At 61.6% G+C, this 24,221-nt stretch carries 22 protein-coding genes; 10 read left to right on the top strand and 12 right to left on the bottom strand.

Going from position 1 to position 24,221, the window contains the following annotated elements:
- Positions 1-24: 24 nt before the first annotated feature.
- The 5 genes from ACJJU9_RS14175 to ACJJU9_RS14155 all read left to right on the top strand — a co-directional run bounded on the left by ACJJU9_RS14175 (position 25) and on the right by ACJJU9_RS14155 (position 3,679).
- Positions 25-237, top strand: a complete 213-nt coding sequence (locus ACJJU9_RS14175; RefSeq protein ID WP_407728793.1) for a hypothetical protein — start codon at positions 25-27, stop codon at positions 235-237.
- A 1-nt stretch (position 238) separates the two neighbouring features.
- Positions 239-544, top strand: coding sequence for an NIPSNAP family protein (locus ACJJU9_RS14170; RefSeq protein ID WP_407728792.1), 306 nt, complete (start codon positions 239-241; stop codon positions 542-544).
- A gap of 129 nt (positions 545-673) precedes the next feature.
- On the top strand, positions 674-1,405 hold the full coding sequence (locus ACJJU9_RS14165) for a GntR family transcriptional regulator (RefSeq protein WP_153331382.1): 732 nt from the start codon (positions 674-676) through the stop codon (positions 1,403-1,405).
- 122 nt (positions 1,406-1,527) lie between these two features.
- Positions 1,528-2,817, top strand: a complete 1,290-nt coding sequence (locus ACJJU9_RS14160) for an MFS transporter (protein ID WP_407728791.1) — start codon at positions 1,528-1,530, stop codon at positions 2,815-2,817.
- Positions 2,818-2,845: 28 nt separating this feature from the next.
- Positions 2,846-3,679, top strand: a complete 834-nt coding sequence (locus ACJJU9_RS14155) for an amidohydrolase (RefSeq protein ID WP_153331381.1) — start codon at positions 2,846-2,848, stop codon at positions 3,677-3,679.
- A gap of 261 nt (positions 3,680-3,940) precedes the next feature.
- Here the strand turns inward: ACJJU9_RS14155 and ACJJU9_RS14150 are convergent, their stop codons facing one another.
- Positions 3,941-5,524 carry an aldehyde dehydrogenase (NADP(+)) gene (locus ACJJU9_RS14150; RefSeq protein WP_407728790.1) on the bottom strand — a complete coding sequence of 528 codons (1,584 nt, stop codon included), beginning with the start codon at positions 5,522-5,524 and terminating at the stop codon, positions 3,941-3,943.
- A 40-nt stretch (positions 5,525-5,564) separates the two neighbouring features.
- Positions 5,565-6,914 (bottom strand): glucarate dehydratase, encoded by a 1,350-nt coding sequence (gene gudD / locus ACJJU9_RS14145; RefSeq protein WP_407728789.1) that lies wholly within the window; start codon positions 6,912-6,914, stop codon positions 5,565-5,567.
- Positions 6,915-7,210: 296 nt separating this feature from the next.
- On the opposite strand from gudD, the gene ACJJU9_RS14140 reads away from it, so the two are divergent.
- Both ACJJU9_RS14140 and ACJJU9_RS14135 read left to right on the top strand, forming a co-directional pair.
- On the top strand, positions 7,211-7,564 hold the full coding sequence (locus ACJJU9_RS14140; protein WP_153331378.1) for a hypothetical protein: 354 nt from the start codon (positions 7,211-7,213) through the stop codon (positions 7,562-7,564).
- Between the two features lie 13 nt (positions 7,565-7,577).
- Complete coding sequence (locus tag ACJJU9_RS14135) at positions 7,578-9,938, top strand: DNA polymerase II (protein WP_407728788.1); 2,361 nt, start codon at positions 7,578-7,580, stop codon at positions 9,936-9,938.
- On the opposite strand, the gene ACJJU9_RS14130 is transcribed toward ACJJU9_RS14135, so the two are convergent.
- The 10 genes from ACJJU9_RS14130 to ACJJU9_RS14085 form a co-directional block, all read right to left on the bottom strand.
- Positions 9,935-10,213 (bottom strand): hypothetical protein, encoded by a 279-nt coding sequence (locus ACJJU9_RS14130; protein ID WP_048369134.1) that lies wholly within the window; start codon positions 10,211-10,213, stop codon positions 9,935-9,937. The genes ACJJU9_RS14135 and ACJJU9_RS14130 overlap by 4 nt on opposite strands.
- An 82-nt stretch (positions 10,214-10,295) precedes the next feature.
- Positions 10,296-11,246, bottom strand: a complete 951-nt coding sequence (gene folD / locus ACJJU9_RS14125; protein ID WP_153329030.1) for a bifunctional methylenetetrahydrofolate dehydrogenase/methenyltetrahydrofolate cyclohydrolase FolD — start codon at positions 11,244-11,246, stop codon at positions 10,296-10,298.
- 33 nt (positions 11,247-11,279) lie between these two features.
- Positions 11,280-12,962 (bottom strand): APC family permease, encoded by a 1,683-nt coding sequence (locus ACJJU9_RS14120; protein WP_048369132.1) that lies wholly within the window; start codon positions 12,960-12,962, stop codon positions 11,280-11,282.
- A 64-nt stretch (positions 12,963-13,026) separates the two neighbouring features.
- Entirely contained in the window at positions 13,027-15,369 is a 2,343-nt protein-coding gene (locus tag ACJJU9_RS14115; protein WP_407728787.1) for a DUF1989 domain-containing protein, read from the bottom strand.
- A 15-nt stretch (positions 15,370-15,384) separates the two neighbouring features.
- Complete coding sequence (locus tag ACJJU9_RS14110; protein WP_407728786.1) at positions 15,385-16,752, bottom strand: NAD(P)-binding domain-containing protein; 1,368 nt, start codon at positions 16,750-16,752, stop codon at positions 15,385-15,387.
- Between the two features lie 26 nt (positions 16,753-16,778).
- Positions 16,779-17,645, bottom strand: a complete 867-nt coding sequence (gene purU, locus ACJJU9_RS14105; protein ID WP_048369128.1) for a formyltetrahydrofolate deformylase — start codon at positions 17,643-17,645, stop codon at positions 16,779-16,781.
- Between the two features lie 31 nt (positions 17,646-17,676).
- Entirely contained in the window at positions 17,677-18,807 is a 1,131-nt protein-coding gene (locus ACJJU9_RS14100; RefSeq protein WP_153329034.1) for an aminomethyltransferase family protein, read from the bottom strand.
- 41 nt (positions 18,808-18,848) lie between these two features.
- On the bottom strand, positions 18,849-19,865 hold the full coding sequence (locus ACJJU9_RS14095) for a DUF3445 domain-containing protein (RefSeq protein ID WP_153373779.1): 1,017 nt from the start codon (positions 19,863-19,865) through the stop codon (positions 18,849-18,851).
- A 12-nt stretch (positions 19,866-19,877) separates the two neighbouring features.
- Positions 19,878-20,804, bottom strand: coding sequence for a PDR/VanB family oxidoreductase (locus ACJJU9_RS14090; protein WP_407728785.1), 927 nt, complete (start codon positions 20,802-20,804; stop codon positions 19,878-19,880).
- The gene (locus ACJJU9_RS14085) at positions 20,801-21,313 is read right to left on the bottom strand and encodes a dimethylamine monooxygenase subunit DmmA family protein (protein WP_407728784.1); all 513 of its coding nucleotides are present in this window, start codon (positions 21,311-21,313) and stop codon (positions 20,801-20,803) included. Before ACJJU9_RS14085 ends, ACJJU9_RS14090 begins: the two co-directional genes overlap by 4 nt.
- 268 nt (positions 21,314-21,581) lie before the next feature.
- Here ACJJU9_RS14085 and ACJJU9_RS14080 point away from each other — a divergent pair, with 268 nt between their 5' ends.
- From ACJJU9_RS14080 to ACJJU9_RS14070, 3 genes are read left to right on the top strand one after another with little or no spacing between them, the layout of a single operon-like run.
- Entirely contained in the window at positions 21,582-22,661 is a 1,080-nt protein-coding gene (locus ACJJU9_RS14080; protein WP_407728783.1) for an ATP-binding protein, read from the top strand.
- Complete coding sequence (locus ACJJU9_RS14075) at positions 22,630-23,289, top strand: response regulator (RefSeq protein WP_153334131.1); 660 nt, start codon at positions 22,630-22,632, stop codon at positions 23,287-23,289. The genes ACJJU9_RS14080 and ACJJU9_RS14075 overlap by 32 nt, the downstream gene beginning before the upstream one ends.
- Positions 23,290-24,033, top strand: a complete 744-nt coding sequence (locus ACJJU9_RS14070; protein ID WP_153334129.1) for a PAS domain-containing protein — start codon at positions 23,290-23,292, stop codon at positions 24,031-24,033.
- Positions 24,034-24,221: the final 188 nt, after the last annotated feature.

Here is a 24,221-nt window from a genome sequence, read left to right as displayed (position 1 = left end):
CCGATTCACAAGGATGTTGTTTAGATGCAATGGTTTAAGCGCTTCAATCAGGCGTGTGAACGCTTCGGAAAGCGGTTCCCGACCTGGCTTTTTGGTCTGGTCGCCGCAGGCTTTTTTATCGCATGGCTGATCACGCTGTTGATCCCGGTATCTTTCAACCCCGTGCTGCTGATGATCCCTGCGGTGGTTATCACGATGGGCGTGCTGAATAGACTCTACCCTTCAAAGGAACGATGAAATGGTTACGTGTTACCTGCGTTATGTGATCGACCCCTACCAACTGGCAGAATTCGAAGCGTATGCGCGCATCTGGATCCCGCTGGTGGAGAAATTCGGCGGCACCCATCACGGTTATTTCCTGCCTTCGGAAGGGGCCAACAATATCGCCCTGGCCATGTTTACCTTCCCCAGCCTGACCGCCTACGAAGACTATCGTCAGCGCTCCAAGACCGATGCTGAATGCATCGCCGCGTTCAAGCTGGCCGAAGACAACCGCTGCATCCTCAGCTACGAGCGCAGCTTCTTCCGGCCCGTGTTCGAATAAGCCCTATTTCAAACGTGCGGGTGCCTGACAGCGCCCGCCGCTATTCGGTGCTTGACAGCCAACCCGTCCGGAGAAATACTCGCCACCCATATTCATATATATGACTAGATAACAAGGCGAATAAGGTCAATGAATTCTCTATCCGGTGATACCCGCCTGCCGCAGTACCAACGCTTGCGTGATCATTTGGCGCAGCAGATCGCGCAAAATCGCTGGCGTCCGGGGGAGGCGATCCCGACTGAAGCCGCGCTGTCGGCGCAATACCTGCTCTCAACCGGCACCGTGCGCAAAGCCATTGATGCGCTGGTCAGCGAAGGCATTCTGGAGCGCCAGCAAGGTCGCGGGACGTTTATTCGTCGGCCTCAGTTTCAATCGTCGCTGTTTCGTTTTTTTCGTTTTCAAACTGCTGCCGGTGAGCGCCAGGTGCCGCAGAGCCGCATCCTCTCAGTAGAGCCGGTCGCCGCGCCTTCGGCCGTGGCTCAAGCCTTGGGCTTGCCCGCCGATGCGCAGGTCATTCGTATCATGCGCGTGCGTTTGCTGGATGAGCAGCCGGTGCTGGCCGAAGAAATCTGGCTGCCTCACGCACTGTTTGCGCCCTTGCTGCAGCTCGACTTGAGCCAGCAGGGCCCGTTGCTCTATCCCATCTATGAAGATGTTTGCGCTCAGGTCGTCGCCCGTGCGGAAGAGACCCTGACCGCCGAATCGGTCAATGACGTGTATGCGCGCCTGCTGCAAGTGCCGGTCAACAGCCCGGTGGTGGTGATTGAGCGCCTGGCCCGTGATTACGCCGGTACGCCGCTGGAATGGCGGCGCTCGCGCGGGCATGCCGAGCACTTCCGTTACAGCGTGGACATCCGCTAACCCCAAGCCTTCGGCCCGCTGCCTGCGGACCGGGGGCTTTTTTGTGTGTTGCTTTTGACTGGCCTGACGGCGGCACGGTCCGCATCCGGCCGCCTTGCGTTTGACTTATAAGGATAAAAAACATGTTCAGTTGGTATCGTCAGATCACTTCACGGGAACGCAAAACGTTCTGGGCCTGCTTCGGTGGCTGGTCGCTCGACGCTTTGGAAGTACAAATGTTTGGTCTGGCGATTCCGGCACTGATTGCCGCTTTCGCCTTGACCAAGGGCGACGCCGGCCTGATCAGCGGCGTGACCCTGGTGACTTCGGCCATCGGCGGCTGGGTCGGCGGCACGTTGTCCGACCGCTACGGGCGAGTGCGCACGTTGCAGTGGATGATCCTGTGGTTTTCGTTCTTCACCTTTCTCTCGGCTTTTGTCACCGACTTCAACCAACTGTTGATCGTCAAGGCGCTGCAAGGCTTTGGTATCGGCGGCGAGTGGGCCGCGGGCGCGGTGCTGATGGCCGAAACCATTAACCCGAACTATCGCGGCAAGGTCATGGGCACCGTGCAAAGCGCCTGGGCTGTGGGCTGGGGGCTGGCCGTCGGGGTGTTTACGCTGATCTATTCGCTGGTGCCGCAAGACATGGCCTGGCGGGTGATGTTCCTGGTCGGGCTGCTGCCGTCGCTGCTGATTATCTGGGTGCGACGCAACGTGCAAGAACCCGACAGCTTTCAGCGTCTGCAAAAAGAAAACGCCATCCCGCCAAGCTTCTTCAAATCGCTATCGGGTATTTTTCGCCCTGAACTGCTGCGCGTGACCTTGTTTGGCGGGCTGTTGGGCCTCGGTGCCCACGGCGGTTACCACGCGGTCATGACCTGGCTGCCGACCTTCCTGAAAACCGAGCGCAACTTGTCGGTGTTGAACTCGGGCGGTTATCTGGCGGTGATCATTGCGGCTTTCTGGTGCGGCTGCGTGGTCAGCGGCTTTTTGATCGACCGCATCGGGCGACGCAAAAATATCATCCTGTTCGCCCTGTGCTGCGTAATCACCGTGCAGTGCTATGTATTCCTGCCCCTAAGCAATACGCAAATGCTGTTCCTCGGCTTCCCGCTGGGCTTTTTCGCGGCGGGGATTCCGGCCAGCCTCGGGGCGCTGTTCAACGAACTGTACCCGGCGGATGTGCGCGGCGCCGGTGTCGGCTTTTGCTACAACTTCGGGCGCGTGTTGTCGGCGGTGTTCCCGTTTTTGGTCGGTCACATGAGTGAATCCATGTCCTTGGGCTCGGCGATTGGTATCGACGCCGGGATTGCCTATGGCGTGGCAGTGATTGCCGCCCTGTGCCTGCCGGAAACCCGTGGCCGCAACCTTGAAGCGCCCATCCAGGCGCAACCGGCCAGTGGTAGCAGCAACGACGCCGCACGTGCCTGATACCCATTACTTTTGATAGATGAACGACATGCCTGATACCCGCTTTACGCCGATTAGCGGCATTGACTCCCACGCTCATGTGTTCAGTCGCGAACTGAGCCTGGCGGCCGCACGGCGCTATACCCCGGGCTACGACGCCACTCTGGCGCAGTACCAGAGCCAATTGCAGGCCAATGGCTTCAGTCATGGCGTACTGGTGCAGCCGAGTTTTCTCGGCACTGACAACCGCTACCTGCTGGCGGCGCTCAAGCAAGCGCCGCAACAGTTGCGCGGGGTTGTGGTGCTGGACCCCGGCACTGAACGGGCGCAGATGCGTGAGCTGGCTGGCCAGGGCGTGGTGGGCGCACGCTTGAACTTGATGGGCTGTGCATTGCCTGATTTTAACCAGCCGGTCTGGAAGGCATTTCTGGGGAATATCGCGGCGTTAGGCTGGCACATCGAACTGCACCGCCAGGTTGAAGACCTGCCGGGTTTGCTCCGGCAACTCAAGCCGTTCGGGATAAAAGTGGTCATCGATCACTTCGGTCGCCCGGATGCGCGTTTGGGGCTAGAACAGCCGGGCTTTCGCCAGATGCTTGAACTGGGGCAGGGCGGGCAGGTGTGGATGAAAGTCTCGGGCATTTATCGACTGACCGGGACTGAGCAGCAGAACCTCGATTTCGCCAGGGCGGCGTTGCGCCTGTTGCAGCAAAGCCTTGGTCCAGAGCGGTTGGTGTGGGGCAGCGACTGGCCGCATACGCAACACGAAGAGCGTGTCAGCTACACCTCGGTGGTTCAGCAGCTGGACGCACTGGAGTGCTCGGCCGAGGTCAGGCATGCACTGCTGGTCGAGGCGCCACGGGCATTGTTCGGGTTCGAGTAGCGTTTATTGATTTGGGTCAGTACCGCCCGGAGAAAAATCGCGCAAAATTTCTTGTTACCTGTCGTAACACTGGGGTATTATCGCCCTGCGTTCACCTACCACGGTTTATGCATTTTTAAGCCCCAAGTTTCCATCAGCTACTTGGGCTTTTTTTTGCCTGAAATTTGGCATGTACAGCAAAACTGTAGGAGCGAGCTTGCCTCGCGATCTTTTAGAAGATTAAAAGATCGCGAGGCAAGCTCGCTCCTACAGAGTGATCTTTTAATCGATCACCCTCGCACTCCACTCGCCATTGACCAAGCGCTGCAAGCCCAGCGGGTTGCTGTTTTGCAACGCTGCGGGAAGCAGGGCGTCGGGGTAGTTCTGGTAGCACACCGGGCGCAGGAAGCGATCAATCGCCAGCGAACCCACCGACGTGCCGCGAGCATCCGAGGTGGCCGGGTAAGGGCCGCCGTGGACCATGGCATCGCACACTTCGACGCCGGTCGGGTAGCCGTTGACCAGAATACGCCCGACCTTTTGTTCAAGGATCGGCACCAGCCACTGATAGTGTTGCAGGTCGTCCGGTTCACCAATCAGGGTGGCAGTCAGTTGCCCGCGCAAGGCTAGCAAGGCAGCTTTTAGCTGCGCGTCATCAGCCACTTCGATGATCAAGGTCGCCGGGCCAAACACTTCTTCTTGCAGCAGCGGGTCCTTGTTCAGCAGCAGGCTGACATCGGCCTTGAACAATTGCGGCTGCGCTTGCGTGCCGCTCTGTGCGTGCCCCGCCAGATGGCTGATGCCCGCGTGGTTGAGCAACTGCTCGATGCCCTTGGCGTAATTGCGCAGGCCACCGGCATTGAGCAAGGTGTGCGGCGCCTGTTCGCTCATGTGTTGGGTCAGTTGTTGCACAAACCCGCTGAACTCAGGTGAGCGCACGCCGATGACCAAGCCCGGATTGGTGCAGAACTGGCCGCCGCCCAAGGTCACCGAAGCGGCCAGGTCTTTGGCGATGCTTTGCGCGCGTGCGGCCAGGGCTTGAGGCAGGAGGATGACCGGGTTGATGCTCGACATCTCGGCAAACACCGGGATCGGCTGCTCGCGCTCGGCGGCCATTTTGCTCAGGGCATTGCCGCCATGCAGCGATCCGGTAAAGCCCACGGCCTGGATAGCCGGGTGCTTGACCAGCGGCTCGCCGACGCCTGCGCCAAAAATCATGTTGAACACGCCTTTGGGCATGCCGGTTTTTTCGGCGGCGCGGATAATCGCGCAGCCGACCTGATCTGCCGTCGCCATGTGCCCGCTGTGGGCCTTGAACACTACCGGGCAGCCTGCGGCAAAGGCCGCGGCGGTATCGCCACCCGCCGTTGAAAACGCCAGCGGAAAGTTGCTCGCGCCGAACACCGCAATCGGCCCTACACCAATCCGGTATTGGCGCAAGTCTGCGCGGGGAAGCGGCTTGCGATCCGGCAACGGCAAATCAATGCGTGCGCCCAAAAAGTCGCCACGCCGCAAAACCTTGGCAAACAGGCGCATCTGCCCGCTGGTGCGGCCACGCTCCCCTTGAATGCGCCCGGCCGGCAGCGCAGTTTCACGGCAGACCAGCGCGACAAAATCCTCACCCAACTGGTCGATTTCATCGGCGACGGCGTCGAGGAACTCGGCGCGGCGCTCGGAGCTCAGTTGGCGGAAGCTCGCAAAGGCTTCATCGGCGGCCTGGGCGGCCAGGTCGACCTCTTCGGCGGTGGCTTGATAAAAGTGATAAGGCAGGGCTTCGCCCGTGGTCGCATCAAGGCTTTGAAGGAGGGTGGTGCCTGCGGCGCTGCGGCGACCGGCGATAAAGTTGTGGCCTGTAACTGTCGACATGTGTTCAATCCTTACTCATTAGGCGTGCGTGCAGCGCGGCTCAGCGCACCAGACACGGTTTTTTGTTATCGAATTTCCAGCCGGGAATCATGTATTGCATGGCGATGCTGTCGTCCCGTGCGCCGAGGCCCATGCCTTTGTACAGCTCGTGGGCCTTGGCCACGGCGTCCATGTCGATGTTCACGCCCAGGCCGGGTCTAGCCGGCACCTGGATCTCTCCGTCAATGATCTGCAGCGGGTCGCGGGTCAGGTGCTGGCCGTCCTGCCAGATCCAGTGGGTATCAATGGCGGTGATTTCGCCGGGCGCGGCAGCAGCGACCTGGGTGAACATGGCCAGCGAAATATCAAAGTGGTTGTTGGAGTGCGAGCCCCAGGTCAGGCCCCATTCGTGGCACATTTGCGCGACCCGCACCGAGCCTTGCATGGTCCAGAAATGCGGATCGGCCAGCGGGATATCGACCGATTGCAACTGGATCGCATGGCCCATTTCGCGCCAGTCGGTGGCGATCATGTTGGTGGCGGTCGGCAGGCCAGTGGCGCGGCGGAACTCGGCCATCACTTCGCGCCCGGAATAGCCGTTTTCGGCGCCACACGGGTCTTCGGCGTAGGCCAGCACTTTATGCTGATCGCGGCACAGGGCGATGGCTTCCTTGAGCGACCACGCGCCGTTGGGGTCAAGGGTGATACGCGCGTTGGGGAAGCGTTCGGCCAGGGCGGTTACGGCTTCGATTTCTTCAGCGCCGCGCAGCACGCCACCCTTGAGCTTGAAGTCGTTAAAGCCATATTTGGCCTGCGCGGCTTCAGCCAGTCGCACCACGGCTTCGGGGGTCATGGCGTGTTCATTGCGCAGGCGGAACCAGTCATCGGCGCTGTCTTCAGTGCGGTATCCCAGATCGGTTTGCTGGCGGTCGCCGATGTAAAACAGGTAGCCGAGCATCTTCACCGCGTCCCGCTGCTGGCCTTCGCCGAGCAAGGCCGCCACCGGCACCTCAAGGAACTGGCCAAGCAGATCGAGCAGGGCAGACTCCATGGCCGTCACGGCGTGAATGGTGATGCGCAGGTCAAAGGTTTGCAGGCCACGGCCACCGGCATCACGGGCAGCAAAGGTGCTGCGCATGCTGTTGAGCACCCGCTGGTAGTTGCCGATGGCCTGGCCGACCACCAGGCTGCGGGCGTCCTCCAGGGTTTCACGAATGCGTTCACCGCCCGGCACCTCACCCACGCCGACATTGCCACTGCTGTCCTTGAGGATCACGATGTTGCGGGTAAAGAAAGGCCCGTGGGCACCGCTGAGGTTGAGCAGCATGCTGTCGTGGCCAGCCACCGGAATGACCTGGAGGCTGGTGACCACGGGCGTTTTGCTGGCGTGATGAGGGTGTTCGGCAGTCATGGCATGGTCCTTATTAGAATTAGAGTCAGGGCTGGGCGAATCAAGTTGACAGACATCATATGACTTGAGTTTTCACCTCGCAATGCCTCAATCAAACCAATCAGTTAAAAAAAAGACCCGAAAACGGTGATTTCTATAAGCGGTCCGCCATTTTTACGTCTGCGTAAGCCCGTTGAGAAGCGCACCGTTTTAAAAAAGGCTATCAAGTCATCGTATGTGTAGTGGTGTGGCTGTCAGTCAATGAATCCGCTGTACCCGCGTGCTATCGTGGGCGACTTTTTTTGAGGGGATATTCAATGCGAATGCTGATTGGCGCTGTAGGCATGGCCTTGCTGGCGGGGTGTGTCTCACCGGCGATGAATGAAGCCCGCAACCAGGCCCCCGCGCGGACCCTGATCTCTGACAAAGAGACGCCGAAGGTGGCCGAGTGCATCAAGTTCACCTGGGAAGACGAGGGTGTGTTCGGGGTGGACGCCAGTGCCTATATCGATAAAGACAAATCCGGTCGTTTGACGGTTTATACCCGTGGCGCCGAGTCGTTTGTCGACCTGCAGCCGCAGGGCACCGGCACCGCCTTGAGCTATTACGCCAAGCAGCCAGACGACAGCGCTGCATTGCGCCGTTTGGCCATGGTTGCCACGTGTCTGTAAGGCGCGCCTCGTTTTGCTGAGACATGGCTTTGTACTGACCCGGCATTGGCGCGATACGCCGTCAGGGGTTGAAGTGGAGTTCTGGCTGGCCACCGATGACGGGCCGCAGCACGTGCGCCTGCCAGTGCAGACGTCTGTCGCGTTTGTGCCGCAGGCGCAACGTGCCCAGGTCGAAGCGCTGGTGCAGGATGAGCGCAATATCGAGTTGCGTGAGCTGGCCCTGCGCGACTTCCACTCGCGGCCGGTGCTGGGCCTTTACAGCCAGCAGCATGGGCAATTGATCGACATCGCCCAGCGCCTGCGCCGCGCCGGGGTTGAGGTGTTCGAGGCCGATATTCGGCCACCTGAACGCTTTTTGATGGAGCGTTTTATCACCGCCCCGGTGAGTTTTAGCGGCCAGCCCCAAACGGATGGCCCGCTGCTGGATACGCGGATGAAACCGCACCCGGACTATCGGCCGCGTTTAAAACTGGTCTCGCTGGACATTGAAACCAGCGCCCAGGGCGACCTGTATTCGATTGCCCTCGAAGGTTGTGGCCAGCGCCAGGTGTACATGCTGGGCAAGGCGACGGACGCCGACACCCCGGTGGATTTCGACCTTGAGTTTTGCGCCACCCGTGGCGACCTGTTGTTGCGCCTGAACCACTGGATGGCGCTGCACGACCCCGACGCGATCATTGGCTGGAACGTGGTGCAATTCGATATGCGCATATTGCACGAGCATGCTCGACGCCTGGGCATCCCGTTGCTGTTGGGGCGTGGGGGCAGCGAAATGCAGTGGCGTGAGCACGGCTCGCGCAACAATCATTACTTCGCCAGCGCGGCGGGGCGCTTGATCATCGACGGTATCGAATCGCTGCGTTCGGCGACCTGGTCGTTTACCTCGTTCAGCCTGGAAAACGTCGCGCAAACCTTGTTGGGTGAAGGCAAGGACATCAGCACCCCGTACCAGCGCATGGACGAAATCAACCGCATGTTCGCCGAGGACAAGCCCGCTCTGGCGCGCTACAACCTCAAGGACTGCGAGCTGGTGACGCGCATCTTCCACAAGACCGAGCTGCTGACCTTTTTGCTGGAACGTGCCTCGGTCACCGGGCTGGAAGCCGACCGCAGCGGCGGTTCGGTGGCGGCGTTCTACCACTTGTACATGCCGCTGATGCACCGCCAGGGCTATGTTGCCCCGAACCTCGGCGATAACCCGCCGCAGGCCAGCCCCGGCGGCTTTGTCATGGAGTCGCAGCCGGGGTTGTATGAGTCGGTGCTGGTGCTGGACTACAAGAGCCTGTATCCGTCGATCATCCGCACGTTTTTGATCGACCCGCTGGGGCTGATAGAAGGGCTGCGAGAGCCTGACGATGAACACTCGGTTCCGGGCTTTCGGGGCGCGCGTTTCTCCCGTACCCGGCATTGTTTGCCCGCGATCATCGAGCAGATAGCCAATGGCCGGGAAGTGGCCAAACGCGAGAAAAATGCGCCGCTGTCACAAGCGCTGAAAATCATCATGAACTCGTTTTATGGGGTGCTGGGCTCCAGTGGCTGCCGCTTTTTCGACACCCGGCTGGCGTCGTCAATCACCCTGCGTGGCCATGAAATCATGCTCAAGACCCGTGCCCTGATCGAAGCGCAGGGTTACAGCGTGATCTACGGTGACACCGATTCGACCTTTGTCTGGCTGCGCAGCGAGCACAGCGAAGCCGATGCCGCACGCATCGGCCGTGAACTGGTGCAGCACGTCAATCAATGGTGGCAAGCCCATGTCCGCGATGAGTACGGGCTGGTCAGCGCGCTGGAACTGCAATTCGAAACGCACTACAGCCGGTTTTTGATGCCGACCATTCGCGGGGCCGAAGAGGGCAGTAAAAAACGCTATGCCGGGCTGGTGATGCGCCCTGACGGGCAGGCAGAAATGGTCTACAAGGGCCTTGAAGCCGTGCGCAGCGACTGGTCGCCGCTGGCGCAACAATTTCAGCAGGCGTTGTACTTGCGCATCCTCAACCGCCAGCCGTACCAGGATTACGTGCGCGATTTTGTGCAGCGCACCCTGGCGGGCCAGCATGACGAATGGCTGATCTACCGCAAACGCTTGCGCCGGCCGTTGAGCGACTACGAGCGCAACGTCCCGCCGCACGTGCGCGCGGCGCGGCTGGCAGACGAATACAACGACCAGCAAGGCCGACCCCGGCAATACCAGAATGGCGGCTATATCAGCTACGTCATCACTGTGGCGGGTCCGCAACCGCTGGAAAACCGCACCGCCGAGGTCGACTACGACCACTACCTGACCCGGCAGTTGCAGCCCGTGGCCGATGCGATTCTGGTGTTTGTCGACGATGACTTCAGCGCGCTGGTGGGCGGGCAGATGGGGTTGTTTTAAGCGTCGCTGGCGGGCGTCGCGGCCTTGGAACGGGCACGGTCTTTTGCGGCCTTGGCTTCAGCGGCCAGACTTTCCAGACAAAACTGCTCGGCGTAACTCATCAGGATCTCGGTGGTATCGCCTTTGATCGTGCGCGAACCGGCGAGAATGTAGCGCATGCGTTTTTCAGTGACACCGATGCGCTGGGCAATCCAGGCCGGGGTCTGGCCGATGCGGTCCACCAGCTTGTTGGCGTATTCAGTGGAATGGTTATAGCGTTCAGCGTTGGGAAACATAGAGGGTCCTGGGGCGGAAAATAAAAGCCGGACGGCAGGGTACTCCTTTTCGCCACAAATCCCTTACACCCCCGTATCTGTTTTAGCCGACAGCCGGGTAGCTGATCGGGCGCTCTGCGCGTTGCAGCTCACTGGCGATCAGGGTGTTTTTCAGTAGATAGGCAATGGTCATCGGTCCCACACCGCCCGGAACCGGGGTGATGGCGCTGGCCACGCGACTCGCGCTCTCAAAATCCACGTCGCCCACCAGTCGGGGCCCGCTGCTGGTGTCGATGCGGTTGATGCCGACATCAATCACCACAGCGCCCGGCTTGAGCCAACGGGCATCGATCATCTGCGGCCTGCCCACGGCCGCGACCACGATATCCGCCAGACGGCACAGCGCCGCAGCATCGACGCTGCGCGAATGCACCACACTGACGCTGCAATTGGCCTGCAACAGCAAGGTCGCCATGGGCTTGCCGACGATGTTGGAGCGACCCACCACCACGGCATGCAGGCCGCTCAGGTCACCGAGGGTTTCGTGCAGCAGGCGCATGCAACCGCTGGGCGTGCAGGGTGTGAGGACCTCGTCGCCCTGCACCAGCCCGCCAACGTTTTCACGATGAAATCCGTCTACGTCCTTGATCGGCGCAATGGCCTGGATCACCGCTTGTTCATTGATGTGCGCAGGTAACGGCAGTTGCACCAGAATGCCGTTCACGCCCGGGTCGGCGTTGAGGCGCTGGATCAGTTGCAGCACCTGCTGCTGACTAACATTGTCGGGCAGGCGGTGCTCCAGCGATCGGATGCCGACGTCTTTGGCGCGCAGCAGCTTGTTGCGCACGTAGACTTCGCTGGCCGGGTCCTGGCCGATCAGCAGGACCGCCAGCGCCGGGTAAATCTGTTGTGCGGCGAGGGCGCGGACGTCTTCGCGAACCTCATCGAGGACCTGCGCCGACAGGGCTTTGCCGTCGATGATGCGGGCGTGTGTCTGGGCTGAAGGGTTCAATCGAATCACCGTTGTCTTGAGGTTTAAAAAGGGCTGGAGCATCAGGGACGTGCCCTTATGCTCCAGCCGTAAACGTCAGATCACCGCCAGTTGATGGCAGCCATAGACCACGAGCACACCCGCGATCAACGTGGCGTAGGGCAACCAGCCCGCGCGTTTTTGACCCGAGTCGGCCTCGATATAGAGGTCGTTGAGCATGGCTTCGGGGAAGCGCCCTTTGTCCTGCAGGTAATGGCGGAAGCAAAACACCGGCAGGATCAGCAGCGCCAGCAGCAGCCCTGTCAGCAATGTGCCCGCGCCCCAAATGTCGGCGCCCAGGCCCATGCAGGCCAGGTTGACGAAACTCAGCACGCCACCGGCTGCCAGCAGCAGGGTGGGCGCCTTGTACGGGCGGGCCCAGTCCGGGCGGTCCATGCGGTGGATCCAGCCGGCATTGAGGTTGAGGAAGTTAAAGATGATGTAGCTGACGTTGGATGCCGCCAGCACGAACACGTAGTCCGACATCAATAACAACAGCAGGTTGAAACCCAGGTCGGTCCACATGGCCGCTGTCGGCGCCCCATGTTCATTGGTGCGGCCCAGGTATTTGGGCAGCCAGCCGTCTACCGACGCCTGGTACAGGGTGCGCGACGAGCCTGACATGGAGGTCATGATCGCCAGCAAAGTGGCGAGCACCAGCATGATCAGCACGATGTTGGCCACCAGCTTGCCGCCACCGATGCTGTCGGCCATCACTTGGCCGACGCCCATGCCGCTGTAGATGGCAGGGGACAACAGCCCGCTGTAGACCGCCGGGGTAACCACCGCACCGCTGGCATCAAGCACCGCCGGTGTCACCAGTTGGCCCAGCCCGAGGCTGCCCTGAAACGCCAGCGGGACCAGGGTGAAGACGAAGATACACAGCACGCCCGCGTAAAAAATCGCCTTGAAGGTGTCGCGTTTCGGGTCTTTGAATTCGCGGGTGTAGCACACTGCCGTTTCGAAACCGTAGGTCGACCAGGCGGCCATGAACAGCCCGCCCGCCATCAGGGTCCAGCCGGACATGTTCCAGCTGCCGTCGACCACTTGCCCGGCTGCATCGTGGGCCAGCGGGTAGAGCGGGAAGAAATTGGCCTGCAGGGTGTCGCCGGTAAACAGCGGAACCACGCCGACCAGCAGCAGCGGAATCAGCGAAGTCATGCCCAACACCAGGGTCAGGCGTGCCGAGCGCAGAATGCCGCCGTGCTGCACGGCAAACACCGTCAGCAGAATCAACAGGCCGATAGCGAAGGTGGCGTTGATGCGCAACGACAGCCCGCTTTTGACCCAGCCCAGATCGAGCAGGGTCAGTTGCCAGGTGTTGATCAGCGAGTCGGCCGGAAACAGCGCCGTCAGGATGTAGCCTGCGGCCAGCCCCGAGCCGATGGACAGCACCGGCGACCAGGCCAGCCAGTTGCACCACACCGACACCGGGGCAATCAGCTTGCTGTAGCGCACCCAGGCCACGGCGCCATACACCGAAGCACCGCCGGATTTATGCGGGAACAATCCGGCAATTTCGGCGTAAGTGAAGGCCTGGATAAACCCGAACAGGATCGACACGATCCACACAATCCAGGCCGGTTTGCCCACCGTTGCGGCAATGGCGCCGATGGTGAACAGCACCAGCGCCGGCACGCCGCTGGCGACCCAAAACGCCCCTCGCCAATCGATTTTTCGCTGCAGGCTGCCCACTGAACGGGCGGACTGCGGTACGGCCTCGAACGTAGTCGCTTCCATTTTCTTGATCCCATATCTGTATTGCGTGGTAGTGGGGCAGGCAAAGTGGGGTGACGTTCGTCGATCAGCTACGGACCCGGCTCTTGTCCGGGTCATAGAAGATCGCTGCGCTGACCGTGGCGCTGATGCGCTTCTGCAGGCCATCGACTTTTCCAACTTCCAGCTCAGTACCGGCTTCGCTGCACGCCACATCCACCCGGCACAAAGCAATGTTGCTGCCCAGCAGCGGTGAGCGGCAGGCGCTGGTGACCACCCCGACCTGGGCTCGGCCACGGTAGACCGGGTCGCCGTGGTGTGCGCCTTCGTTGCCGTTCAGGTGCAGGCCCACCAGCTTGTGCGTGGGGTGGGCGCTGCGGCGCAGCAGGGCGTCGCGGCCGATAAAGTCATCGGTTTTGCTTTTAAGCGGCACTGAAAAACCGATCCCGGCTTCAAACGGATCGGTCTGATCGCTGAATTCATACCCGGCAAAAATCAGACCGGCTTCGATGCGCAGCATGTCCAGTGCTTCCAGGCCCAACGGGACGATGCCCAAGGGTTGGCCCAGCGCCCAGATCCGGTCCCAGACGCGCTCGGCATCTTCGGGCTGGCACCAGACCTCAAAGCCCAGTTCGCCGGTGTAGCCGGTGCGTGAAATCATCAGCGGGCAGCCGTCGTAACCGTCCAGGCGGCCCACCAGAAAGCGGAACCAGCCCAGGGTTTCAATGCTTGGCTGGCCGGGCGGGGTCCAGACCATCTGTTGCAGCAGCTCGCGGCTGCGCGGACCTTGTACGGCTAGGTTGTGAATCTGCTCGCTGGCGGACTTGATCCAGACTTTCATGCCCAGTTTTAGTGCTTGTTCACGCAACCAGACCCCGGCGTAGTCCTCGCCGCAGATCCAGCGAAAATTGTCCTGGCCCAGCCGCAGCAGAGTGCCGTCGTCGAGCATGCCGCCGTGTTCGTGGCACATGGCTGAATACACCACCTGGCCGATTGCCAGACGCCGCACGTCGCGGGTCAGGCAGTACTGCAACAAGGCTTCGGCGTCCGGCCCGAGGATTTCGAATTTGCGCAGGGCGGTGAGGTCCATTACCGCCACCCGCTCGCGGCAGCCGAGGTATTCCTCGATGGCGCCGTAGCCGTCGTAGCGCAGTGGCAGCCACCAGTTGCGGTAGTCGACAAAACTGCTGGTGAGGGCGCGGGTACGCCCGTGGAATGCGCTTTCGCGGGTCAGGATCGGGTCGGCATCCGCCGTTGCTCGAGTGCTCATGGCGATGGAAAAACGCTCCTTTTCGCTGTAGATGCGGACATGAATGTCCGTCGGGTTCCAGCCGTTTGCCGGGTCGATGTCGTCCGGGCACGACGTGCTGCCACACACCAGGTCGGTCATGGCCCGCAGCAGCACGTAATCGCCGGGGCGTGACCAGGGCTCGTCGAGGGTCAGGTGCTGGTGGGCATCGATCCCGGTGTTAAAGAAGAAATTGATCGCCGGCCAACCGGCGCGGGGTTGTACGCCATGCGCGGCGAGTACCCGGCTCAGGTTGTCGCTGCAGTTGTCGTGCCCAAAATAGCCATGGGTTTCGTAGTAGCGTGCCGCGCAGGCCAGGGCGAAGGAGTCGTGGCGGCCAACGGTGTCTTGCACCACTTCGAGCATCGGTTGCATCTGGCGGTCGAAAAACTTCGAAAACAGGCCGGGCAGCGGGTAAGCACTGCCGTTCAGGGTACGGGTCACGGTCTGGTCGAGGTCCAGCTCCTGGCCGCGATCCAGCGCCCGGCGGTCCAGCGCGACAAAGTCAGAGCATTGCCGGCCAGCCACATCCAGTACCTGCACGTACTGGCCCTTGGCGACGGTATAGCTGTGCGCCGTGCCGGGGCGCAGGGTGAATTCGTCGACCAGTTCAGCCAACGGCTCGGGCAGCGCGGGCAGCAGCAGGGCCGAGGGATTGGCCCGGGTCACCAGCACCCGCAGTTCGCTGGGCCGGTACTGGCGGTCAACCGCGGTGGGTTCGGCGGGGGCGGCGATGAGTACCAGCCGTTCGGCCTCGGCAACCCACTGGCGCTGGTGTCCGGCCGGGCTGTCGGCGCCCCAGAGCAAGGCCGGGTGCGGCAGGTTGTTAGCCTCAATGGCGCGTTTGCCCAGGGCTTGAGTGATCCGTCGGGCTTGCAGCGTGGGCTCGCTCAGCCGGGTGCGCAGGTAAGTGTTGGCGGCCGATGCGCTCAGCCCCCAATCGCTTAACGCGCTGGCACCTTGCGCAGTGAGCGCCAGCAGCTCACACGGCTGCTGGCCTTCAAGGTCGATCACTTGCAGGCCGTCACCGGGTTGCAAGGCGATCAGGGTCAGGCCGCCCGCCGCCACCCGGTAGCGCTCCAGATTGGGCGCCCGGGCAAACAGCCCGGGTTCGTGGGGCCGGGAAATGCGTGGTGCATTCATTAACAGGCTCCCGGGTCAGCCGACCGACTTGATGGTGGTGGGCGGCTCGCCCAGATACGCCGCCATGGAGTCGTCCAGCGCATGCAGCCACGGCGTGTGGTGGGGCGGCGATTGGGTGCCGGTCATCAGTGAGCGGTACGACTTGTCGCGATAACCCATGATGTTTTCGGCTTTGTCATGCTTCCAGTGCAGGAAGGTTTGATTGACCGCCGCGATGTCGAAGTTCGGGTAGTCGGTGGCGTCGACCAGTTCCTGGATGTACGCGCCCTGGAATTCGAACATCTGCTGGTTGGTTTCCAGGGTTTGTTCACGGGCCTGCCATTGTTGGCTGTCAGCGGTCCGCTGGGCGTGGTCGGGCAACTCGATGCGCCCCAAAATCACGTCGCGGGCGTACCAGGCCTGGGCGTCGAACATGTTGAACGAGTACCACTGGTCTTGCATGCCGAGGTAGATCAGGTGCGGGTTGGGTTCCCAGAACACGCCCTTGTAGAGGTTCATCGGCCACAAGCGGTTGTCGGTCTTGAGGCTCAATTCGTCGGGCAGGAACGGGAAATGATGCTTGTAGCCGGTGCACAGAATCACCGCATCGATGTGCTTGCTGCTGCCATCGGCAAACCAGGCGCGGTTGTTTTCCAGGCGTTGCAGCTGCGGTTTTTCTTCCCAGTTGTCCGGCCAGGCATAGCCCATGGGCGCGGTGCGGTAGCAACTGGTAATGCTCCGTGCCCCATATTTGTAACACTGCGAACCGATGTCTTCGGCCGAGTAGCTGCTGCCGACAATCAGCAGGTCCTTGCCCTTGAACTCCAGCGCTTCGCGAAAATCATGGGCGTGCAGGATGCGCCCGGCGAACTGCTCGAAGCCTTCGAAGTACGGGACCTTGGGCGTAGAAAAGTGCCCGCAGGCGTTGATCACGTAGTCGAACTGCTCGCTGGTCAATGTGTCGCTGTTGTAGTCGTGGGCCTGCACGGTAAAGCGCTGGCTGGCCTCATCGAAAGTCACTTGGCGCACCGCATTGTTGAAGCGGATGTAGTCGCGCACTCCGGCTTTTTCGACCCGGCCCTTGATGTAGTCCCACAGCACTTCACGGGGCGGGTACGAGGCGATGGGGCGACCAAAATGCTCTTCGAAGGTGTAGTCGGCGAACTCCAGGCACTCTTTCGGCCCGTTCGACCACAGGTAGCGGTACATGCTGCCGTGCACCGGCTCGCCGTTTTCATCCAGGCCGGTGCGCCAGGTGTAGTTCCACATGCCGCCCCAATCGTTTTGCTTCTCGTAACACACCAGCTCGGGGATCTCGGCGCCCTTGTCACGGGCCGACTGGAAGGCTCGAAGTTGCGCCATGCCGCAAGGGCCGGCACCGATGATTGCCACGCGTAAGGTCATGATCGTGCCTCGGGTAAAAGGGGAAATCAGCGAAAGATCACTGTCTTGTCCTGGTTGATGAACACCCGGTGTTCCAGGTGGTACTTCAGCGCTTTGGAAAGGGCCACGGTTTCGGTGTCGCGGCCGATGGCGACCAGCGAGTCGGGCAGGTGGGTGTGGTCAACGCGCTGGATTTCCTGCTCAATGATCGGCCCTTCGTCGAGGTCGCTGGTCACGTAGTGCGCGGTGGCGCCGATCAGCTTGACGCCCCGGTCGTACGCCTGGTGATAGGGCTTGGCGCCTTTGAAACCGGGGAGGAACGAGTGGTGGATGTTGATCGCCCGGCCCGACAGTTGCTGGCACAAGGTGTCAGACAGGATCTGCATGTAGCGGGCTAGCACCACCAGGTCAGTTCCGGTCTCGTCGACAATGCGCATCAGCTCGGCTTCCTGGCGTGCCTTGTTGTCTTTGCTGATCGGCAGGTAAATGAAGCGAATGCCTTCGCGTTCGGCCATGGCCCGCAGGTCCAGGTGGTTGGAGACCACGGCGGTGATCTGCATGTCCAGTTCGCCCTTGCGGTGGCGGTACAGCAGGTCGGTCAGGCAGTGGTCGAACTTGCTCACCATCAGCAACACGCGGGTGGGCTGACTGGAGCAGAACAGTTGCCACTGCATGTCAAAACCACCGGCCAGAGCGCCCAGCCCTGCACGCAAGGCGTCTATGTCGCCCGTCACACCGTTGTTGAAACGAAACACCGCGCGCATGAAAAACTGCCCGGTGAACTCGTCGTCAAACTGCGCCAGTTCACTGATGTAGCACTGCTGGCGGGCCAGGCAGTCGCTGATCGCAGCAACGATGCCGGAGGTCGCCGGGCAGTTGATCTTGAGGATGTAATGTTCGGTCGAAGTGTTCATCAAAGGCTCCGAGGGTAAAAAAATGTGCGGATCAGCCTTTGGCCGTGCGCTTGGTTTTTTGCGGGTCGTCGAAGGGCAGGGCGTGGCTGGCGGCGCTGGCATTGAGGCTGCCGCGCACCTGCAACGGCGTGCCGGGGGTAGCGCAGTCGACGCTCAGGCGGGCTATCGCCATCGAGCGTTTGCTCAGGCGCGAGTACATGGCGCAGGTGATGACCCCGACCTGTTTGTCGCCTTGCCACAGGGTGTCGCCCGCCTCGGCGGGACGTTCGCCGTCGAGCAGCACGCCAGCGATCTTGAAGCGCTCTTTGCCGCGTAAACGAAAGTGCTCTTCGGCGCCGCGAAACTCGCGCTTGTCGGGGGAGACGGTGAAGTCCAGGCCCATCTCCCACAGTGTGTCCCCGGCCTTTTGGTCGGCGAAGGGGTACATCTGCGAGTTGTCATACGGGAAGAACATCAGTGCGCTTTCGACCCGCAGCCAGTCCAGCGCGGTAAAGGCACACGGGATGATGCCCATGCCGGCGCCGTGCTCGACAATTGCGTCCCAGATGGCCGGTGCGTCGGCGGCCTTGCAGAAGATTTCGTAGCCGCGCTCGCCGGTGTAGCCGGTCCGGGAAATCATCACTGGGCGGTCAAACAGGCGGGTTTGCAGGTGGTGGAAGTACGGCAGCTGGCGAATGCCCGGCACGTATTCCGCCAGAAAATCCACCGCCAGCGGCCCTTGCAACGACAGGTCGTGCAGGTCGTCATCGAACAGCACCGCCACTTGCCGACCTTGCGCCGAACGCACGAGCATTTCGTAGCCGGTGCCTGCGCCGTGCACCACCATGAACGCGTTGGGCCCGGTGCGGTAAACGATGCAGTCATCGACGAACTTGCCTTCTTCGTCGAGCATCGAGGCGTACACCGACTTGCCGGGGTATAGCTTGGCGATGTCGCGGGTGGTCGCCCATTGCAGCAGGCTCTCGGCATGCGGGCCGACGTAGTGGACTTTTTTCAGCCCAGAGACGTCCATCAAGCCTGCGCGGGTGCGGATCGCCTCGTGGTGATCGGCCAGCGGGCTGGCATAGGTCCAGGCGGTGCCCATGCCGTTCCAGTCTTCGAGGTGGGAGCCGAGTGCGCGGTGACGCTCAGCCAGTGCAGAAATACGCCATGAATGTGCCATGTGAAAATCCTTGTCTGGAGGAAGGGGTCAGGAGGCAGAGGTCAACTCTGCGGATCGAATTGCGCCAGCCACTCGACCAGGGTCTGGCGGTAGCGGGTCATGCCCTTGTAGTCGGCAATCGGCTCGGGCAGGTCGCGCAGCACCCGGTGCAGGCGGCAACCCCAGCCGGGCTGGGTCACCAGTTCTTGCAGGCTGATCAGGTAGGTGCGAATGCTGAACATCACCGCGTTGCTGCGCGGCAGGCGCAGCATCACTTGCAGCTCGACGCGCAGGTGCACCTCCTGGCCGACGTTGTCAGCGGTGATGCGGCCGCGGTCGGCGCCCCATTCGTGAAAGGTCTCGGGCGATGAATCCAGGCGCGGCTTGATCGTCAGCGTCCAGTTCAGGCGCCGAACCGGCTGGCCTGTTTGCAGGTTGAGCAGGTATTTCAGGGCCCGTTCGAAAATGCCCATTTGATGGGCCATCGGCACCGGCGAATGCCACTGTTTGAAGCTCATGCCAGCGTCAAAGGCCAGCGACCAGTCGGCCGGGCTGGTGACGATGCCGGCGTCCATAAACAAGTCGTTGTCGCGTTGATCGAGCAGGGCGAAGTCGCCTTGCACCTGGCGCCCGATAAACTCCAGCGGTTCGCACGGCAAGCTGCTGGCGTCACCGAAAACAAAGTGCTGATCAATGTCCAGCAACAGGTTGCGCCAGTGCCAGCGCTCGCCGTCACGATTGAGCACGAACCACTGCGGGTAATCGGCGGCAAGGCTTTCCATCAGTAATTGCAGGGCATCCCAGGCGGCCACCTGCATGTGTGGCAGGACCAGATAACGGCGCGGGTCTTTGTCCAGCACCTGGGCGCGTTCGGCCATTTCCGAGCGGTAGTGTTCGTCGATGTCAAACGTGCAGTGATAAATCGAACCGGGGTCACGGGAGGTGGCGGGTTCGATGTTCACCGAGTACAGGTAGCTGTCTTCGGTGAACGGGAAAGGGAAGCGGCGAATGGCGGCCGGGCTATTGCGAAAGCTGAAGTCGTCGCGGTAGCTGAGCACGGGGCTTGATGGGGTGAGCATGGTCGACTCCTCCTAGAGATCCAGCGAGACGCAAGGGTGGCCGCGCGAGACGCAGGGCATTAAGAATTCGGCTTGCTCGGCGGGGCTCAGAAAACTGTCGCGGTGCTCGATGACGCCACCGATGTGGCGCACTTTGCATTGGCCGCACACACCGCCACGGCACAGGTTCGGCACGTTGAGCCCGGCAGCTTCCAGGGCTTCGAGCAGGCTTTGCTCGGCGCCGACCCGCAGTTGCCGGGCGCTGCGCAGCAGGTTCAGGTCAAACGGCTGGCCGGGCTGCGCTGCACTGAAGGCCTCCCAGTGCACCCGCTGTGCGGGCCAACCGAGGGCGTTAGCCTGCTGGCGAACGGCATCGAGCAAGGGTTGTGGGCCGCAGCTGTAAACGTGGCTGCCCAGCGGTCGCTCGCGCAGGATGTGGTTCAGGTCGGGTCGTTGGTTATAGGTGTGCAGGCGCGTGCCAAGGCGCTGTTGCAATTCGTCGATATAGGCATCGCTCTGGCCCTGGCGATACACATAGTGCAATTCGAAGTTTGCCTGGCGCTGCTCCAGGGCCGCGATATAGGCCATGAACGGGGTGATACCGATGCCACCTGCAATCAATATGTGCAGGCTGGCGGTCGAGTGCAGGGCAAACAGGTTGGCCGGGGCCGACAGTTGCAGGGTGTCGCCCACCTGCACCTCGCGGTGCAGAAAACGCGAGCCGCCACGTGAGTGTTCTTGCAGGCGCACGGCAATCCGGTAATGGCGGTTGTCGGCCGGATCGCTGGTCAGCGAATAGGCATTGCGCAACGTGCCTGCGGCCAACGGTAAATGGACTTGCACATGGCTGCCGGGGGAGAACGCGGGCAAGTGGCCCGAGCACGGCGTGAAGGTGAACTCGCGCACGGCTTCGGTGAGCATCCGCGTGGCGCTGACCTGCACCTGAAGCGGGCGGCTCATGAGTGCGCTCCTGCATACGGTTGGTCCGGGTTGCGGCACACGCCGATGTAGGCGCCCAGGCGCCGGGAAAAATGCTCGCGCACTTCCAGCTCGACGTCACAGCCCAGGCACGCCAGTTGCGCGATGGGCGAGGCGGCCTGGAGCAGGCCGCAATGCACGCAATACACCTGGCGCGGGCCGCTGAGGGTGTGGCTGAGGTCGATTTCCTGTTCTTCGAGCCCGGCGTCGCGGGCCAGGCCGTGGATGCGCCACATAAACGCTTCGTCGCCCATCACGTAGAGGTGGCTGCCCACCGTGGCGCTGCCCAGAAGCTGTTGCAGGCGTCGGGCAAAGTCCGGGTGCTCGGCGTTCAACACCTGAGCCGGGTCCAGTTCGCTGACAAAGGGCGCGCTGGCTGCGGTGCTTTGCATGACCACGAGGTGCTGGCGGGCATTGGCGCCAAGGGGCGCTGCCTGATAGCGCGGCAGGCTGTGGCGTTGCTCGAGGGCGGCATTGAGGCTATCCGTCATGTGGGCTGTCCTGGCTGATCCACCCCGGTAAACAGGGCGAAAGTGGCGTTTTGTGTTTCCTGTTGGGGAAGATAGTTTCCTAAGGGGAAAATCTTCTCAATCTGGCCAAAGGGCTACCTCTTTGGAGATAAGCCAAGCGTGGCGGGCCTCAGGGGCACGGAAGTTGCTCGTGTTTGCGTGGGTTCACAGGGAGTTAACGAGAGTGCAAACACGATCGCGATGGTGGCCGCTCTGGTTGGGGCGTGTCCGCCCTGAACAGGCAAGTAGCGTGCGCAAGCTGCTGATCGAACTGCCCTTGAGTCAGTTGCACGTGGACAGTGCCGTGAGCGATTTTTTGGACCGTTTTGAAGCACTGCTGCCGATGGCCAGACTTGATTTGATGCTCGCCGAGGAGGGGCCGCAGACTGCGCACTGCGGTGTGCTCAAGCGTTGCCCGGCAGTGGCCGGTTGCCCCTTGCTTGATCATCCGGCTACTGACACCGCGCATGCCTGCGCCCCGTGTCGGCGGCGTGGCGTGCAGCGGCTGTTGTGCGCCACGGCGGCCGCCGCCGATGTGCCATCAGGCTGGCTGTTGCTGGACACCCCGCGGGCGGCCGATGGCAGTTGGCGCCAGTTGTTGAACGAAGTTGCCCAGGGGGTCAGCGTCACCCTGCGCGTGCGCGGCTACAGCCGGGAGCAACAGCGCAAGCAGGCCACCTCGCAGCACGCGGCTCTGGCCCGCGAGCTGCACGACTCCGTGGCCCAGCAGTTGGGTTATCTGTCGTTTCAGGCGCGGGTGCTGCACGCGCAAATCAACATGCCTGAGCAGGCGGGCGCGGTACTCCAGGAACTGCGCAGCGGTTTGAGCCAGTTACAGCGCCAGGTGCGCGAACTGATCACGAGCGCCCGCCTGACCATGGACGGGCGCTCGTTGCGCCAGGCCCTGGCAGACTCGGTTGCAGAGTTTTCCCGGCGTTGCATCATCGTCTTCGAGCTGGATAACCGGCTGGCCGACAACGCCTTGAGCGCGGAAACAGAATTGCAGGTGCTGCAGATCATCCGCGAGGCGCTGGCCAATGCAGTGCGTCACTCGCACGCGCGGCATGTGCGCATTGAACTGCGGCAAAGCCAGGGCGGCGAGGTATCGGTGTCGGTCGAAGACGACGGCATCGGCCTGAGCCCTGCATCCGGTGAAGAAAACCATTTTGGTCTGGCGATCATCCGCGAGCGGGCGGCCAGCATTGGCGCACGTTTGAGCATCGACGCCAACCGCCCGCACGGGGTGCGTGTGCACCTTGCGCTGGTCGGCCATCCAGACGTGCCAGAGGGGAGTTTCGATGCAGAGCACCACCTTATTGCTGATCGATGATCATCCGCTGTTTCGCAAGGGCCTGGCGCAGCTGTTCAGTGCCAGTGACGACTTCGAAGTGGTCGGGCAGGCCGCCAGTGGGCGCGAGGGCATCAACCTGGCGGTCAGCCTGGCACCACAGCAAGTCCTGCTGGATTTGCACATGCCCGGCCTGAGCGGCTTGCAAGTGCTCGACGAACTGCGCCAGTTGCGCCTGGAGTGCCAGATCGTGGTGCTAACCGCGTCCATGGACCGTAGCGAGTTGCTCAGTGCCTTGCGCTTGGGCGCCAGCGGTTATGTGCTCAAAGAAACCGAACCCGATGCCTTGCTGGCCTACATGCGCAATTGCAACAAGGGCGCAATTGTTCTGGATTCCACTTTGATCGCTTTGCTTGCCGATCAAAACGAGGCGGTGAGTGTGTGCGATCCGTTGGACACAAGTCACCTGACCGAGCGCGAAGGCCAGACTCTGGCGTTGATTGCGGCGGGCATGAGCAATAAACAGATCGGCCGCAAACTCGGGATAAGCGACGGCACGGTGAAGATCTATGTGAAGAACCTGCTGCAAAAGCTCAGCCTGCACTCACGCCTCGAACTGGCAGCCTGGGTGCATAACGGTGCATCGAACCGGTCCGAGGAGCGTCATTAAATGATGGAACGACGAGAAACACAGCCGCAGGTGCCGTCGTGGGCGCTGATGGATGGTTTTGCGGCGGCGCTGCTGGAGCTGCGCGACAACGGGCAAATCGTTCATTTCAACCAGGCCTGGGTCGAGTTGATGGACCAGCCGTCGGCGCAGCGCAACCTGATCGACTACGTACACCGTGAAGACCGCTCGTTATGGCGCCAGGCCCTGCTGGAACTGCAACGGCGCCCGGCCACCACGTTCAGCCAGCGCTTGCGCTTTGTTCATCCCTCAGGCGAATTGCGCTGGCTGGAGGTGAGCCTCAAGCGTGGGCCTGGCGGCTTTTATCTGGTGGCAGGCGACGTCACCGCACACAAACGCCGCGAGATTGCCCTGCAAGCCAGCCAGCGCAGCAGTGCCAGCTTGCTCGACAGCATGCCGGGGTTAATTTATCGCGGGCGCAACAACCGCGACTGGACCATGGAATTTGTCAGCGCCGGGTGCATGCGCCTGACCGGCTACCCGCCGGAGCGTCTGGTGGACAACCATGAATTCACCTACAACAGCTTGATCCTGGAACAAGACGCCGACTACGTCTGGCGCGAAGTGCAATACGCCCTGACGCGTTGTGAACCGTTTGAATTGAGCTATCGCATTCGCTGCGCGGATGGCGCGATCAAAAAAGTCTGGGAGAAGGGCGTGGGCATCTATGCCGACACCCGCGAAGTGCTGGGCATCGAAGGCGCGATTTTCGAACGAGGCACTTAAGGGGCTCGTCTACAACACCGCGCTGCCGCGCAGCAAACAGGCCACTGTAGTCGCTGACGAGGCACGAAGGCTTCGAACGGCTGCGTTCAGCCGTAAAACCATCACCTGCGTTCGGCCAGCGTGGTTTAACGGGGCCTCTTAGATCAAAAGATCGCGAGCAAGCTCGCTTGTACAGGTGACGGTGGTGC

It is taken from the genome of Pseudomonas helleri (assembly GCF_045830615.1).
Classification (GTDB): domain Bacteria; phylum Pseudomonadota; class Gammaproteobacteria; order Pseudomonadales; family Pseudomonadaceae; genus Aquipseudomonas; species Aquipseudomonas helleri.
This window is presented reverse-complemented; position numbering and strand designations above follow the sequence as displayed.

Bases quoted from the DNA above. Each gene is read 5' to 3' on its own strand.
- ACJJU9_RS14175 (WP_407728793.1), top strand. From the start codon at position 25: ATGCAATGGTTTAAGCGCTTCAATCAGGCGTGTGAACGCTTCGGAAAG.
- ACJJU9_RS14170 (WP_407728792.1), top strand. From the start codon at position 239: ATGGTTACGTGTTACCTGCGTTATGTGATCGACCCCTACCAACTGGCA.
- ACJJU9_RS14165 (WP_153331382.1), top strand. From the start codon at position 674: ATGAATTCTCTATCCGGTGATACCCGCCTGCCGCAGTACCAACGCTTG.
- ACJJU9_RS14160 (WP_407728791.1), top strand. From the start codon at position 1,528: ATGTTCAGTTGGTATCGTCAGATCACTTCACGGGAACGCAAAACGTTC.
- ACJJU9_RS14155 (WP_153331381.1), top strand. From the start codon at position 2,846: ATGCCTGATACCCGCTTTACGCCGATTAGCGGCATTGACTCCCACGCT.
- ACJJU9_RS14150 (WP_407728790.1), bottom strand. From the start codon at position 5,524: ATGTCGACAGTTACAGGCCACAACTTTATCGCCGGTCGCCGCAGCGCC.
- gudD (WP_407728789.1), bottom strand. From the start codon at position 6,914: ATGACTGCCGAACACCCTCATCACGCCAGCAAAACGCCCGTGGTCACC.
- ACJJU9_RS14140 (WP_153331378.1), top strand. From the start codon at position 7,211: ATGCGAATGCTGATTGGCGCTGTAGGCATGGCCTTGCTGGCGGGGTGT.
- ACJJU9_RS14130 (WP_048369134.1), bottom strand. From the start codon at position 10,213: ATGTTTCCCAACGCTGAACGCTATAACCATTCCACTGAATACGCCAAC.
- folD (WP_153329030.1), bottom strand. From the start codon at position 11,246: ATGCTCCAGCCCTTTTTAAACCTCAAGACAACGGTGATTCGATTGAAC.
- ACJJU9_RS14120 (WP_048369132.1), bottom strand. From the start codon at position 12,962: ATGGAAGCGACTACGTTCGAGGCCGTACCGCAGTCCGCCCGTTCAGTG.
- ACJJU9_RS14115 (WP_407728787.1), bottom strand. From the start codon at position 15,369: ATGAATGCACCACGCATTTCCCGGCCCCACGAACCCGGGCTGTTTGCC.
- ACJJU9_RS14110 (WP_407728786.1), bottom strand. From the start codon at position 16,752: ATGACCTTACGCGTGGCAATCATCGGTGCCGGCCCTTGCGGCATGGCG.
- purU (WP_048369128.1), bottom strand. From the start codon at position 17,645: ATGAACACTTCGACCGAACATTACATCCTCAAGATCAACTGCCCGGCG.
- ACJJU9_RS14100 (WP_153329034.1), bottom strand. From the start codon at position 18,807: ATGGCACATTCATGGCGTATTTCTGCACTGGCTGAGCGTCACCGCGCA.
- ACJJU9_RS14095 (WP_153373779.1), bottom strand. From the start codon at position 19,865: ATGCTCACCCCATCAAGCCCCGTGCTCAGCTACCGCGACGACTTCAGC.
- ACJJU9_RS14090 (WP_407728785.1), bottom strand. From the start codon at position 20,804: ATGAGCCGCCCGCTTCAGGTGCAGGTCAGCGCCACGCGGATGCTCACC.
- ACJJU9_RS14085 (WP_407728784.1), bottom strand. From the start codon at position 21,313: ATGACGGATAGCCTCAATGCCGCCCTCGAGCAACGCCACAGCCTGCCG.
- ACJJU9_RS14075 (WP_153334131.1), top strand. From the start codon at position 22,630: ATGCAGAGCACCACCTTATTGCTGATCGATGATCATCCGCTGTTTCGC.
- ACJJU9_RS14070 (WP_153334129.1), top strand. From the start codon at position 23,290: ATGATGGAACGACGAGAAACACAGCCGCAGGTGCCGTCGTGGGCGCTG.